Raw genomic sequence first — 13769 nt, forward strand, 5'->3', positions numbered from 1 at the left:
ATGCTGAAAAAAATCGCCCTTGTCGCTGGCTCCGTTCTGTTTGCCGCCAACCTGATGGCGGCAACGCCAACCAAGGCGCCACATGTGCTGCTGGAAACCACCAACGGCCAGATCGAGATCGAACTGGACCCGGTCAAAGCCCCGATCAGTACCAAGAACTTCCTTGATTACGTGGACAGCGGCTTCTACAACAACACGATTTTCCACCGCGTGATTCCGGGCTTCATGGTTCAGGGCGGCGGTTTCACTTCGCAAATGCAGCAGAAAGAAACCAAGGCGCCGATCAAGAACGAATCGAAGAACGGCCTGCATAATGTCCGTGGCACCCTGTCCATGGCCCGCACCTCGGTGCCGGATTCGGCCACCAGCCAGTTTTTCATCAACGTCAAGGACAACGATTTCCTCGACAGCGGTGACGGCTACGCCGTGTTCGGCAAAGTGGTCAAAGGCATGGACGTGGTCGACATCATCGTCAACTCGCAAACAACAACCAAAAGCGGCATGAAAGACGTGCCGGCCGATCCGGTGTTCATCAAGTCGGCCAAGCGCATCGACTGAGACTAAGCTGGACAAGGATGTCCGAGCCGTTGCCGGTCATGCCGGCAACACTCAAACCGTTTAAAGGAGAGCCCGTTCGCGGGTGAAAAACCCATGCTTTATCGCCGTTTTGAAAAACTGATCGACGTCTTCCGCGACGCCCCGACGCCCGCTCCGCCGGATCGGGTACTGCCGTTTTATACCTATTACCTCAAGCAGGTCTGGCCGAGCTTCGCGGCCCTGTTGTTTGTCGGCCTGGTTGGCGCGCTGATCGAAGTCGCGCTGTTCAGCTACCTGAGCCGCATCATCGACCTGGCCCAAGGCACGCCGAACGTCAATTTCTTCAAGGAACACAGCCTTGAGCTGACCTGGATGGTCGTGGTGGCGCTGGTCCTGCGCCCCGTATTCGTTGGCCTGCATGACTTGCTGGTGCACCAGACCCTGAGCCCCAGCATGACCAGCCTGATCCGCTGGCAAAACCACAGTTATGTGCTCAAACAGAGCCTTAATTTCTTCCAGAACGACTTCGCCGGGCGCATCGCCCAACGGATCATGCAGACCGGCAACTCCCTGCGCGATTCAGCCGTGCAGGCGGTGGATGCGTTGTGGCACGTGCTGATCTACGCCATCAGTTCCCTGGTGCTGTTCGCCGAGGCCGACTGGCGCCTGATGATCCCGCTGCTGACCTGGATCGTCGCCTTCATCAGCGCGCTCTACTACTTCGTGCCACGGGTCAAGGAACGTTCGGTCGTGTCCTCCGATGCGCGCTCCAAACTCATGGGGCGCATCGTCGACGGCTACACCAACATCACCACCCTGAAGCTGTTCGCCCACACCAACTTCGAGCAGCAATACGCCCGCGAGGCAATCAAGGAACAGACTGAAAAAGCCCAACTGGCCGGCCGCGTGGTGACCAGCATGGACGTGGTCATCACCAGCATGAACGGCTTGCTGATCGTCAGCACCACCGGCCTGGCGCTGTGGCTGTGGACGCAATCGCTGATCACTGTGGGCGCCATTGCCCTGGCCACCGGCCTGGTGATCCGCATCGTCAACATGTCCGGCTGGATCATGTGGGTGGTAACCGGGATCTTCGAAAACATCGGCATGGTTCAGGACGGTTTGCAGAGTATTTCGCAACCCGTCTCGGTGACCGACCGCGACCAGGCCAAACCCTTGACCGTGGCCCGTGGCGAAGTGCGTTTCGAGAACGTGGACTTTCACTACGGCAAACGGAGCGGGATCATTGGCGGTCTCAACCTGAACATCAAGCCCGGCGAAAAGATCGGCCTGATCGGGCCATCCGGTGCGGGAAAGTCGACCTTGGTCAACTTGCTGCTGCGCCTCTACGACGTGGAAGGCGGAAGGATTCTGATCGATGGGCAGAACATCGCCGAGGTCAGCCAGGAAAGCCTGCGCGAGCGCATCGGCATGATCACCCAGGACACGTCCTTGCTGCATCGCTCGATCCGCGACAATCTGCTTTACGGCAAACCCGACGCGACCGACGCCGAGCTCTGGGAGGCGGTGCGCAAGGCGCGCGCCGACGGTTTCATTCCCATGCTCTCGGACGCCGAAGGCCGCACCGGTTTCGATGCCCATGTCGGTGAACGCGGGGTCAAACTCTCGGGCGGTCAGCGCCAGCGTATCGCCATCGCCCGCGTGCTGCTCAAGGACGCGCCGATCCTGATCATGGACGAGGCCACTTCAGCCCTGGATTCGGAGGTCGAGGCCGCAATCCAGGAAAGCCTGGAAACCCTGATGCAGGGCAAAACCGTGATCGCCATCGCCCACCGGCTCTCGACCATCGCCCGCATGGACCGGTTGGTTGTACTGGAGAATGGCAAGATTGCCGAAACCGGCAGCCATGCTGAACTGCTGGCCCAGGGCGGTTTGTATGCGCGGCTGTGGCAGCATCAGACCGGTGGGTTCGTCGGAATCGATTGACTCTTGGCGGCACTAGAAAACGGTGGGAGCTTGTTTTCACCGTTTTGCCGTTTACTTCAGGCCTGCCGATAAGGCAAAGCCGTCCGCGCCTCCTCGGCATATGCCAGCACACCCTGCCTCTCCTGCTGCAGGAAGTCTTTGACTGCTGCTTTCAACCCCGGATGGCGCAGATAATGCCAGGAGTGGGTGATCACCGGTTCGAACCCACGAATCAACTTGTGCTCGCCCTGGGCACCCGCGTCGAAGCGTTGAAAACCGTTGGCAATCGCATAATCCATACCCTGATAAAAACAGGTCTCGAAATGCAGTCGATCGAATTCGGCCAGGCACCCCCAGTAACGACCATAGAAACTGTCGCCCCCCACCAGGCTGAACGCCATGGCGACCGGCCGGGAGCCTTGCCTGGCAAACACCACGCGAATTGATTGCGGCATGCGCTCGGCCAGCAGACTGAAAAACTCCCGCGTCAGATAAGGCCTTTGCCTACGCACCGCGTAAGTATTGGCGTAGCACGCGTAGACAAAATCCCACTGTGCTTCTGTCAGTTGCGAACCTTCCAGCCATTCGAAATCAAAGCCCTGCCCCGCCACTTGCTCGCGCTCCTTGCGCATCTGTTTGCGTTTACGTGAGCTGAGGGCTTCGAGGAAGTCCTGGAAATCCCGATAACCGCGGTTCTGCCAGTGGTACTGACAGCCGATGCGTTGCAACCAGCCTGGCTGCTCGGCCAGTGCCGCGTCGGTGAACGGATCGGTGAAATTGATATGAGCGCTGGAAAGCTGTTCGATCTCCAGATAACCCGGCAGGCTTTTGAGCAATTCGAAGCCGTCCTCCACCCTGGCCGCCAGCAAGCGCGGACCACTGACTGGACTAAACGGCACAGCGGTCAACAGCTTGGGGTAGTAATCGATACCGGCGCGTTCACAGGCATCGGCCCAGGCGTGATCGAACACATACTCACCATAGGAATGCCATTTACGGTAGCTCGGCAAGGCGGCGATCAATCGATCACCTTCGACGTGCAGCAAATGTTCGGGTTGCCAGCCGGAATGAGGGCCGACGCTGCCACTGTCTTCCAGTGCGCTCAAAAATGCATGGCGCAAAAACGGCTGCGTCTCGGGCACCAGGGCGTCCCACGTTTGCGCGGCGATTTCGGACAGACTTTGCAAGCGTTGCAACGGCATCACCATCCTCACTCGTTCATGGCTTAAAAAGCCTGTCGAGTATCGCCGATCGCCATCCTTTGCACACGATCAAATCGCCGACAGCGCTCTATCTCAATAGTTCAGGACGATTTTGCATCGTCATCGACTTGCCACCGCATTGCCACCTCACTGTCATAAACCATCGCGATACTGGCGCCTGTTTTTAGAACGCCGGGGAATAGCCCGGCCCTGTTTTCCGTCCATCAATGGTCGGTTGTGCCCTGGATGGCTCAGCCATCCACTCTCATCTTCGGAGATTGATATGCGTGTTGCTTCCACGAAAACTGCGGCGGCCCTGTGTGGTGGTTTGCTGCTGGCCATGAGTGTTCCGGCCAGTGCCGCAGTCGACGCCAAACTGCTCGACATGCTCAAGGCTAACGGTTCGATTACCAACACGCAGTACAGCGAACTGCAAGCAGAGCTGGCCAGGGATCAGAAGGAACAACAAATCGCCCGCCAGGCTCAACAGGAAACCAACGAACAAATCGCGGTGACCGCCAAGAAAACCAACGAACTGAGCACTTTCGATCAGAAACTGGCCTGGGCTGCCAAGACCCAGTTCAAGGGTGACGTGCGCTTTCGTCAGGAAACCGTTCAAAACGACGGCGTATCGAACAACAAGGACCAGAACCGTCAGCGCATTCGTGCCCGCCTGGGTGCCTACAGCGAAATCAACCCGCAAGTTGACACCGGTATTCGCGTTGCCACCGGCAGCAACGATGACGCGCGTTCCACCAACCAGGACCTGAACAACTACTTCGACAAGAAGCAGATCTGGCTGGATCAGGGCTACGTCGACTACCACCCGGATGCGATCAAGAACCTGCACCTGGTGGGCGGCAAGATGCCACAGCAATGGGTAAGCATGGGCGACATCATCTGGGATAGCGATATCAATCCGGAAGGTCTGTCGGTGTCTTACAAATACCCGCTGAGCGGCAGCACCGAGTTGTTCGGTAGCGCCGGTCACTACACCCTCAAGGACAACGTCGACGGCGAGGGCGTGCAGTTCAAACACGACCTGCGTCTGTACGCCGGTCAGTTGGGCGGTCGCTTCGCTTTGACCGATAACCTGAAAATGACCTTGGGCGGCAGTATCTACGCCTATGACAACGCTGACAGCAGCGCCTGCCCTGGCACTGGCACCGTCACTGCGCCGTGCGCGTTGGCCGTCAACGGCAACAGCCCGCGTGAAGAATTCAAACTGTACGAAGGCTTTGGTCAGTTGGATGTCAGCGGTCTGCCAGTGCCGCTGTCGATTTACGGTCAATACGTGAACAACACCGAAGCCAGCAACAGCCAGGACACTGGCTGGTTGGCCGGCGTCAAGACCAAGGTCTACGGCTTCGCTATCGACTACAACTACCGCGATGTACAGCAAAACGCCGTGGTCGGTGCCTTCACCGACTCCGACTTCGCCAACGGTTTCACCGGTTCGCGTGGCAGCAAGTTGAAAGTGAGCTACGAGTTGGACAAGAACTTCAACGTCGGCGCTACTTACTACATGGCGAACTCCGACTACACCAACGCCAGCATCAACAAGAAAGATTCGGACATCAACACTCTGCAACTGGATGCCGAAGCCAAGTTCTGATTCCCCGCCATACGACTCGGGCAAGGAAGCCCGAGCCGCCTTTACAGCCTGGCGTTGGTTTGTCTGTCCCCCATCATCCGTGCGATGGACCAACGCGAGTCTGTGTTCTCCTCCCCCGCCATCCCTTTCGAATCAGCGACGATCCTCGACCCGCGAGTGGCTTTTGCTCCAGTCGGTCAGCAAGCTGTACGCCACCGCGAGCAGCGTAGGGCCAATGAACAGGCCGATGAAGCCGAAGGCAATCAACCCGCCAAACACCCCCAGCAATACAATCACCAACGGCAGATTGCCGCCTCGGCTGATCAGGTACGGCTTGAGCACGTTGTCCACGCCGCTGATGATGAATGTGCCCCAGATGCCCAGGAACACCGCCATCCCGTACTCGCCTTTCCAGGCCAGCCAGGCCGTGGCCGGAATCCACACCAGCGGCGGGCCCATGGGAATCAGGCTGAGCAGGAAAGTCACGATACCGAGTACCAGAGCCCCGGGTACGCCGGCAATCAGGAACCCGATCAGCGCCAGAACCGCCTGGGCCGCCGCCGTCCCGATCACCCCGTTCACCACCCGCTGCACCGTGCCCGCCACCAGTTCGATGTAATACCCCGCCCGCTTGCCGATCAGGCGCTCCAGCAAGCCATGAACAAACGCCGCCAATCGTGGCCCGTCCCGATAGAAAAAGAACACGAAGACAATGCTCAAGGTCAGCTCGAGGATGCCGCTGCCGATCTGCGCGCTACGCGCCAACAGCCAGTTTCCGACCTGCCCGAAATAAGGTTTGAGCGACACCATCATCGCCGCGCCCTGTTGATCGATACTGTTCCAGATTCCGACCAGTCGCGTGCCCACCAAGGGCACACTGCCGAGCCAGGCGGGGGCTTCAGGCAAGCCATCGACCTGGACGTCCTTGAAGAATGACACGGCATCACGCACGTGGTCCGCCAGATTGAACCCCAGCCACACCAACGGCACCGCCACCAGCAACATCCAGCCGACGGTCAATATGGCTGCCGCCAGGGACTCGCGACCGTTAAGCCAGCGCGTCAGCAAACGCATCAGTGGCCAACTGGCAAATGCCAGCACCGCGCCCCAGAACAACGCCGACCAAAACGGCGCCATTACCCAGAAACTTGCGCCAAACAGCACCAGGAGCAGGATCTGCACCAACAGCCGGTCGTTATTGATCATCGAAATCTCAAGAAAAGTCAGTTCGCAAAAGAGTAGGCGAACGCGCAGAACGCGTTCACCCGATCAAGCTTAACGCAGCAGTTCAATATGCAGGCCAGAGCCTTCGACGCTGCCGGTTTCCATCCGCGCCGCCCGTACACCCTGCTCGATCAATGCCTGACGCCAGGCTTCGGCTTTCGGCCCGGAAAGACTGATCCGCTGGGTCGTGTCCAGATTCAGGCCACGAGAGATCAAGCGCAGCCAGGCCTCGTCAGGCACGTCTGTCAGTTTGGGGAAATCAAGTTCGCCGGTGCTTTTGAGTTCGCGCAGCAAGGTTGCGGATGTCGGCAGCAAATCGCCCAGCGGACCCGCGGCGTCAAACTGCTCGACATGCAGATAGGCTTTGCGATTGCCCCGCGTGATGCTGTAAAGCGCCACCAGGGTATTGTCCTTCGGAGCCGCCAGTCGCAGCAGCAAATACGCCTGTTCGTTATCGGAGCCATAGAGTTTGGCGTTGCCGAACACTTCGTTGGCCCACAGGCTGCTCTCGCCGCAATCACGGGCCTGGCACCAGAACAGCAACTGGGCGCCCTGCTTCTGCAAAGCTTCGCGGGCGTCGGTAAAGGCTTGTGTCGCCGAGTGTTCCGGTGGCAACTCGTAGGTCACCGACGTGGCGTTACCACGGGCGCTGACCTGACCGTCAAAACGCAACTGACCGCTGATCTTGCGTATCGAACCCAGCGGATAGACCCGCTCGAGTTCGGCTGCGGGGCGATAGTCGACGATCTGCGCATCGGTCATGCGCGGCAGAATCGGCAGGTCCTGACTGCCTGGAACATCGGCGGCAAACAACAGAGGACTGAAACAGCAAAGCGCCAGCAGGTTGAGGGAACGCATCGATAGGCTCATCGGATCAGCATGGCCTGGGCGCCCTTGACGACACTGGCGTCATCGGGGTTGATCTTGAGAAAGTGTGCAGACTTATGTTCCTTCTTGTCCTTGCTGAAACTCGACGCTTGCACTGTGCGGGGCAGGTCGGGTTTCTCGAGCACGATAGAGACCTTGTGGCCATTCGGGGTCGCAGCGGTGTAGAGATCTATCATGGTTGTCTCCCATTTCAACCCGCCCAGCCTCGACAGTTGCCCGGTGCAAGTCAAGGAACGGCGAAGAACCGATTGAAACAGTCTGCGACAAGATCGGCACCGGACGCGTCATTCAGGTGCAAATGGTGGCCGCCTGGCAGCTGTTCACGGCTAAAGGGTAGACGTTCCAGCAGCTCAGGATGTTTGGCGAGCATGCCATCGGCGGCAACCACCAGCTTGGCGGGACAACTGACCCGCTGAACGAAGGCCATGGCCTGCTCGGTAGTGAGACGAAGCGGCGATGGCAGCGTGAGGCGGTTGTCCGTGCGCCAGGTGTAACCTCCCGGCACGGGCATGAGCCCTCGTTGCGCCAGCAGTTCGGCGGCTTCGCGACTGACCGCTACCAATCCCTTCATTCGCGCCTCGATGGCCCGATCGAGGGTGGCGTAAACCGGTTTGCGTTTGTCTCGCAGATCCAGTTGCGCTTGCAGGGCCATGCCCATGCGCTCGGCGGCATTTTCGCCTTTGTCTGTAGGGGGAATGACACCGTCGATCAACGCCAGATGAGTCACGCGCTCCGGCAGCGCTCCGGCGATGATCAAGGAAGCGATCGCGCCCATGGAATGCCCCAACAGCGCAAACCGGTTAAGTCCAAGCTGTTCGGCGACTTGCAGCACATCGTGGGCGTAGTCCCACATTGCATAACCGGCCCCCGCCGGTCGATGCCCGGAATGACCGTGCCCGGCCATGTCCAGCGCGATGATGCGCAAACCTTTGAGCTTGGGCGCCAGGCGCACGAAGCTGTTGGCGTTGTCCAGCCAACCGTGCAGGGCGATGACCGGCAAGCCGTCCTCGGGGCCGAACAGGTGCGCCGCCAGTTCGATGTGCGGCAGGGTCAGGCGTACTTCTTCGACGACATGGTTCATGCGCAATCCTGTTGGCGGCGACGGTCCCAGCGGCTGAACAGGTTTTTCAGCAGCATCGCGGTGTCCTGCGGACGTTCCAGAGGAAACATGTGGCCACCGGGCACGGTCAAGGATTCGCCCAATGGCATGCGCCCGACCGAGCTGGCGTGATGACGCATCACAACCCGACTGCTGCGCCCGCGAACCACCGCCAGCGGCACTTTTAATTGCCGTGTTCGGCCAGGGCTGGTGTGGGGAACGCCACGGTAGATACTGATTTCCGTGGCCGGGTCGAAGCGCAGGCGCAGCTTGTCGCCCACCTTGTGCAAACCATGTTGCAGATAGGCGTCGAAGCAGTCCGGATCGAAGCCGCGAAAAAGGGTCTTGCCGGCGAAATAGCGCCGGGCGCTTTCCAGGTCGGCGAACTCTTCGCGCCGTCCCAGGGTGCGACCGGCCGGGGTCAGGCGATCGATGAAACCGAAGCGCTTGGCGGCCCGGATAACCCATTGATCGGTACGGGTCAGCACCGGCGAGTCGAGCATCACCACGCCACGATAGAGATGAGGGCAGCGCAACGCCGCGTGCTGATGCAGTACGCCGCCAAAGGAGTGACCGACGCCCCAGACCGGTTCGGGCTGCTGCTCCAGATGATGGATCAATTCGTCCACCAGGTTGTACCAATTGTCATCCGCCGGGAACCGCGGGTCATGGGCGTGCTGCTCCAGATGCGTCACCTGATACTCGGGCGCCAGCGCCGCGAACAACTTGCCATAAGTTCCCGAGGGAAACCCGTTGGCGTGGGCGAAAAATATCTGCTGCGACATACCGACGATCCATCAACGAAAACAGAGCTCGATTGTCCGTAAGTCCGCGCCATGCAGCAATGACCGTAACTGACAGGAATGATGACAGTCCGGTCAAACCCATGAACCTGTGGCTTGCTCGCGTACGGATGCATAGCAGCCGTCATGAGCAGATGTCCCGGGTCAAGGTGACTGGGGCCGCTTCGCGACCCAACGGGAGCAAGCACCCTCGCCACAATACTTGGATCAACGCGCCGGCGGATTTTGCCCCAGCGGCACCACTGCCATGGTCAACCGCGACACACAACTGGCCTTGCCCTCATCGCTGGTCAGGCGAATGTCCCAGACATGGGTCGTGCGACCGATGTGAATCGGCTTGGCCACCGCCGTCACCCGCCCGCTGCGCAGGCCACGCAGATGGTTGGCATTGATTTCCAGGCCCACGCAGTAAAACTTGCTGGTATCGATACACAGGTAACTGGCCATGGAGCCGACCGTCTCGGCCAGCACCACAGAAGCGCCGCCGTGCAAAAGACCGTAAGGCTGATGGGTGCGATGATCGATGACCATGCTCGCCGTCAGGGACTCGTCATCAAAGGCTTCGAAGCGGATATCCAGCACTTCGCCAATGGTGTTTTTCTGGATGGCATTCAATTGCTCGATGTTGGGAGTGGTGCGCCACAAACTCATCGCTGACTTCCTTTGTTGGTTTTGTTCGTGACTCAATCCTGCCACAGCACTGCCTCGCTGCGCTCGCTCCATTCCGCGAAGCGCGCGCCATATGCAGCTTCGATCACGTTGCGCTTGATTTTCAGGGTCGGCGTGAGGAAGCCGTTTTCCACCGCCCAGCTGTCCTTGACCACCACCAGGCGCCGCAAGCGTTCGTGCTTGTCGAGGGCGCCATTGACCTCATCCAAAAGCTTTTCCAGGCTTGAGTGCAGGCCGGCGCGCGCCGCGCCGCCCGCATCCTGCTGCCCGACCGCCGACAATACGCACAACCCCAGTGGCGCAATCAGGCCATCGCCGACTACACACACCTGCTCAATACGCGAATGCACCGCCAAACGATTTTCGATGGGGGCCGGGGCCACGTATTTGCCTTTGCTGGTCTTGAAGATTTCCTTCAGGCGCCCGGTCAGGCGCAGGTTGCCTTCGGCGTCTTGCTCGCCCTTGTCGCCGGTGCGCAGGAAGCCATCCTCGGTGATGGTGTCGGCGGTTTTCTGCGGCTCCTTGAAATAGCCGAGCATGGTCGCGCCGCTGCGGACCAGGACCTCGCCCGAATCGTCGATGCGCACCTCGACCTCCGGACAGGGCTTGCCGATCCAGCCCGGTTTGTTCTGACCCGGCAGGCCAATGTGCGAGTAACCGCAGCTCTCGGTCATGCCATAGACCTCGAGCACATCCAGCCCGAGCTTGCGGTACCACGACAGCAAGGCCTGCGGCACTGGCGCCGCGCCGGAGAGGGCCACGCGCAACGCATCCAGCCCCAGGCCGGCGAGGACTTTGTGCCCGACTCGTTTGCCGACGATCGGCAGGCCGAGCAGAAAATCCAGGCGTTTTGCCGGAATCTTGCTGTAGACGCCCATCTGGAATTTGGTCCAGATTCGCGGCACGCCGAACAACGCGGTCGGCCGTGCGCGACGCAGGTCGTCGAGAAAGGTGTCGAGGCTTTCAGCAAAGAACACTGTCTGGCCGGTGTAAATCGATGCCAGTTCGACGAACATCCGTTCAGCGACATGGCACAACGGCAGGTAGGACAACAAGCGGTCCGACTCATTGAGGCCGAATAATTGGGTGCCTCGGGTAGTGGCAAATCCCAGGTTGGCGAAACTGTGCATCACGCCTTTGGGCATGCCGGTGGTGCCGGAGGTGTAAATGATGGTCGCGAGTTGATCGGCGGCGGGTTTGGGGTCGTCCTGGATCGGCGAACTGCGCTGCAGATCGGCCCAGCTGAAATCGAAGGTGCCCGGTGGATGCAACGGCAGACTGATCGTCGGCAAATCTTCGCGGACCCCACGGGACATGCCCGGCCAGTCGTCAAGTTTGCCGATAAAGGCCAGTGCCGCTTCCGAATGATTGAGCACCTGGGCCACGGACTCGGCGGTGAGGTTGGGGTACAGCGGCACGGAAACATGGCCGGCCATCCAGATGGCCAGGTCGGCAATGATCCAGTGGGCGCAGTTTTTTGAAATAAGCGCGATGTGACTGCCCTGGGGCAATTCCCGCGCACGCAACCAATGGGCGGCGCAGCGGGCTTGATGGCCGACGTCGGCCCATGTCAGTGTCTCGACCTGTCCGCCGCCGATGGGTTGAACCAAAAAGCGCTGTCGGGGATGACGGGCCTCACGTTCGTAGAAGACATCCAGCGGCAAACGAAAAGCAGCAGACATGAGACTCGCTCCTTATTTTTGTTCTGGAGCAAGCGTAGCTAACCAAGCAAGTGCTTGGTTAGCTATTTCATACAAAATTTTTCATGCTGCTTCGAAGCCCTGCGCCTATAAAGCAAAGCAACGCCATTACGGATGCTTGATGCCCGCGAGCTTCATCGACCCGATCAGCAGCTCATCGCCGCTGATTTCAGCCAGTCCGGCAGTGCCGACCTTCTCCGGCGGATACCCGGCGCCATGTTGCAGGTAGCTCAGCAAGTGACCCACCAGCGGGTTGTGGCTGACCAGCAGGACATTGCTCACCGACACCAGTTGTTCGGCGACTTTGTCCGGATCGGTTTCCGGCGTCAGCCACTCGACGGTACGGATCTCCGGCTCGAAACCCAGTGCGTCGCGTACAAGCTGCGCGGTTTCCTGCGCTCGCAGATAAGGGCTGGCATAGATAGCGGTGAGCGGCTGGCCGATCAACAACGCAGCGCTGCGCAGGACTTCTTCACGGCCGTGAGCGGTCAGTGCCCGCTCCGAATCATGGGATTTGGAACCGTGAGGTTCAGCCTCACCATGACGCAATACCCAGAGTTTCATAGCTTGGGTTCCTCATCTCGAGCCGGATGCGGGGCTGGCGGCACGGCGTGCGGCGCTTCACCTTCCGGCGTACGCGGTGTTGGCCAGTCGGCGAACGGCCAGGGTTTCTGATCGCTGTGAAAACTGCCGAAACGACCGATCTGCGCCAGAAACTGGCTCAGACTGTCGCCGAAATTCATCAAGGTTGCGTTCGGGGCGCCGTAAATCAAACGATAGATCAACTGCACCAGCACCACCGCGCCAAGGATGAACTGCGCCACTTGCCAGGCCAGTACGAAGACGACCATCCACAGCACCCGCAACAGGATGGACTCGTATTTGGCTTGTACTTTTTGATCGCTCATGTCTCGCTCCGTTCCTGTTTCATAGAGGGCTTAGTTGAAGCCACTGGTGGAAATGAAATCGACGTCCGTCTTCGGCTCGGCGCGCATCAGCAGCTCAATCACCTGCTCCAGCGTGCGCCCTTCGAACAGGATCGCATGCAGCCCGGCGACCAGCGGCATATACACGCCGACCTCCTGAGCCTTGGCCTTGAGCACTTTCAGAGTGTTGACACCTTCAGCGACCTCGCCCAGGCGATTGACCGCCTCGTCCAGGCTCAAACCCTGGCCGAGGGCGAAACCGACCTGATAGTTGCGGCTTTTCGGCGATGAACAGGTGACGATCAAATCGCCGACGCCCGCCAGGCCCAGGAACGTCATTGGGTTGGCACCCTGATTCACCGCGAAGCGGGTCATTTCCGCCAATGCCCGGGTGATCAGCATGCTCTTGGTGTTTTCCCCCATGCCCAGCGCCACCGCCATGCCGGCGATGATCGCGTAGACGTTTTTCAACGCCCCGCCCAGCTCCACACCGAAACGATCGGCGCTGGCATACACGCGAAAGGTGCGCCCGTGCAACGCCGCCTGAACCCGCTGACAGAGTTCTTCGTCTTCACTGGCGACCACGGTGGCGGTCAGTGCGTGCTCGGCGACTTCGCGGGCCAGGTTCGGCCCGGACAACACGCCGATGCGTGCTTGCGGAGCGATTTCCTCGAGGATCTCACTCATCAGTTTGAAGGTGTGGGCTTCGATGCCTTTGGTCAGGCTGACCAGAAACTTGCCGCGCAAACGCTCGGCATGCGGGGCCAGCACCGAGCGCAACGCGCTGGACGGCAGCGCGACGAAACACAGGTCGCAGGCGTCCAGGGTGGCTTGCAGATCGGTGACCGGTGTCACACCGGGCAGAATCTTGATGCCTTTGAGGTAACGCGGGTTCTCACGATTGACCCGGATGGCCTCGGCCTGCTCGGGGTCACGCATCCACTGCAAGACCTGATGACCGTTTTCGGCCAGCAGATTAGCCACGGCGGTACCAAAACTTCCGCCTCCCAGGACCGCAATCGGGCGCTGTTCAGTCATATGCAATCCGTTAATCCATACCAGTGGCGATGTCGGCATTATACGGAGCGGCCCAGTGGCGGCCAGCCCCCGCGTCAATTAGCGGCGCACGCACAAAAAAGTCCGATAAAACCGTGGAAAACGCTGACATCGTGAGTAGAAACGTCGTACAGCTCGGTTAACA

The 13769-nt window shown here is 59.7% G+C and carries 13 protein-coding genes and 1 pseudogene; 3 read left to right on the forward strand and 11 right to left on the reverse strand.

What is annotated here, in order from left to right; translation table 11 throughout:
* Together BLV61_RS08945 and BLV61_RS08950 are read left to right on the forward strand one after the other, a co-directional pair.
* The gene (locus BLV61_RS08945) at nucleotides 1-558 is read left to right on the forward strand and encodes a peptidylprolyl isomerase (RefSeq protein WP_090464300.1); all 558 of its coding nucleotides are present in this window, start codon (nucleotides 1-3) and stop codon (nucleotides 556-558) included.
* A 93-nt stretch (nucleotides 559-651) separates the two neighbouring features.
* The gene (locus tag BLV61_RS08950; protein ID WP_090464303.1) at nucleotides 652-2484 is read left to right on the forward strand and encodes an ABC transporter ATP-binding protein; all 1833 of its coding nucleotides are present in this window, start codon (nucleotides 652-654) and stop codon (nucleotides 2482-2484) included.
* 56 nt (nucleotides 2485-2540) lie between these two features.
* Here the strand turns inward: BLV61_RS08950 and BLV61_RS08955 are convergent, their stop codons facing one another.
* Nucleotides 2541-3665, reverse strand: a complete 1125-nt coding sequence (locus BLV61_RS08955) for a GNAT family N-acetyltransferase (protein WP_047538998.1) — start codon at nucleotides 3663-3665, stop codon at nucleotides 2541-2543.
* Between the two features lie 283 nt (nucleotides 3666-3948).
* On the opposite strand from BLV61_RS08955, the gene BLV61_RS08960 reads away from it, so the two are divergent.
* Entirely contained in the window at nucleotides 3949-5280 is a 1332-nt protein-coding gene (locus BLV61_RS08960) for a putative porin (RefSeq protein ID WP_090464306.1), read from the forward strand.
* Nucleotides 5281-5412: 132 nt separating this feature from the next.
* Here BLV61_RS08960 and BLV61_RS08965 read toward each other — a convergent pair whose 3' ends face one another.
* From BLV61_RS08965 to BLV61_RS09010, 10 genes and pseudogenes are all read right to left on the reverse strand, one after another.
* Entirely contained in the window at nucleotides 5413-6465 is a 1053-nt protein-coding gene (locus BLV61_RS08965) for an AI-2E family transporter (RefSeq protein WP_047532198.1), read from the reverse strand.
* Between the two features lie 69 nt (nucleotides 6466-6534).
* On the reverse strand, nucleotides 6535-7341 hold the full coding sequence (locus BLV61_RS08970; protein ID WP_047532199.1) for a DUF4892 domain-containing protein: 807 nt from the start codon (nucleotides 7339-7341) through the stop codon (nucleotides 6535-6537).
* A 53-nt stretch (nucleotides 7342-7394) separates the two neighbouring features.
* Nucleotides 7395-7547 (reverse strand): annotated as a pseudogene (locus BLV61_RS08975) (thioredoxin domain-containing protein); the annotation flags it as partial.
* Nucleotides 7548-7597: 50 nt separating this feature from the next.
* Nucleotides 7598-8452, reverse strand: a complete 855-nt coding sequence (locus BLV61_RS08980; RefSeq protein WP_090464309.1) for an alpha/beta hydrolase — start codon at nucleotides 8450-8452, stop codon at nucleotides 7598-7600.
* Nucleotides 8449-9255, reverse strand: coding sequence for an alpha/beta fold hydrolase (locus BLV61_RS08985; RefSeq protein ID WP_047532205.1), 807 nt, complete (start codon nucleotides 9253-9255; stop codon nucleotides 8449-8451). The genes BLV61_RS08980 and BLV61_RS08985 overlap by 4 nt, the downstream gene beginning before the upstream one ends.
* Nucleotides 9256-9480: 225 nt before the next feature.
* Nucleotides 9481-9924, reverse strand: coding sequence for a hotdog fold thioesterase (locus BLV61_RS08990; RefSeq protein WP_090464312.1), 444 nt, complete (start codon nucleotides 9922-9924; stop codon nucleotides 9481-9483).
* Between the two features lie 32 nt (nucleotides 9925-9956).
* Complete coding sequence (locus BLV61_RS08995) at nucleotides 9957-11624, reverse strand: AMP-binding protein (protein ID WP_090464315.1); 1668 nt, start codon at nucleotides 11622-11624, stop codon at nucleotides 9957-9959.
* Between the two features lie 126 nt (nucleotides 11625-11750).
* Nucleotides 11751-12206, reverse strand: a complete 456-nt coding sequence (sixA, locus tag BLV61_RS09000) for a phosphohistidine phosphatase SixA (RefSeq protein WP_047532211.1) — start codon at nucleotides 12204-12206, stop codon at nucleotides 11751-11753.
* On the reverse strand, nucleotides 12203-12550 hold the full coding sequence (locus BLV61_RS09005) for a DUF4389 domain-containing protein (RefSeq protein WP_090464318.1): 348 nt from the start codon (nucleotides 12548-12550) through the stop codon (nucleotides 12203-12205). The genes sixA and BLV61_RS09005 overlap by 4 nt, the downstream gene beginning before the upstream one ends.
* A 30-nt stretch (nucleotides 12551-12580) precedes the next feature.
* Complete coding sequence (locus tag BLV61_RS09010; RefSeq protein WP_047532214.1) at nucleotides 12581-13606, reverse strand: NAD(P)H-dependent glycerol-3-phosphate dehydrogenase; 1026 nt, start codon at nucleotides 13604-13606, stop codon at nucleotides 12581-12583.
* Between the last annotated feature and the right edge of the window lie 163 nt (nucleotides 13607-13769).

Source organism: Pseudomonas mohnii, from assembly GCF_900105115.1.
In the GTDB taxonomy this organism is placed as follows: Bacteria; Pseudomonadota; Gammaproteobacteria; order Pseudomonadales; family Pseudomonadaceae; genus Aquipseudomonas; species Aquipseudomonas mohnii.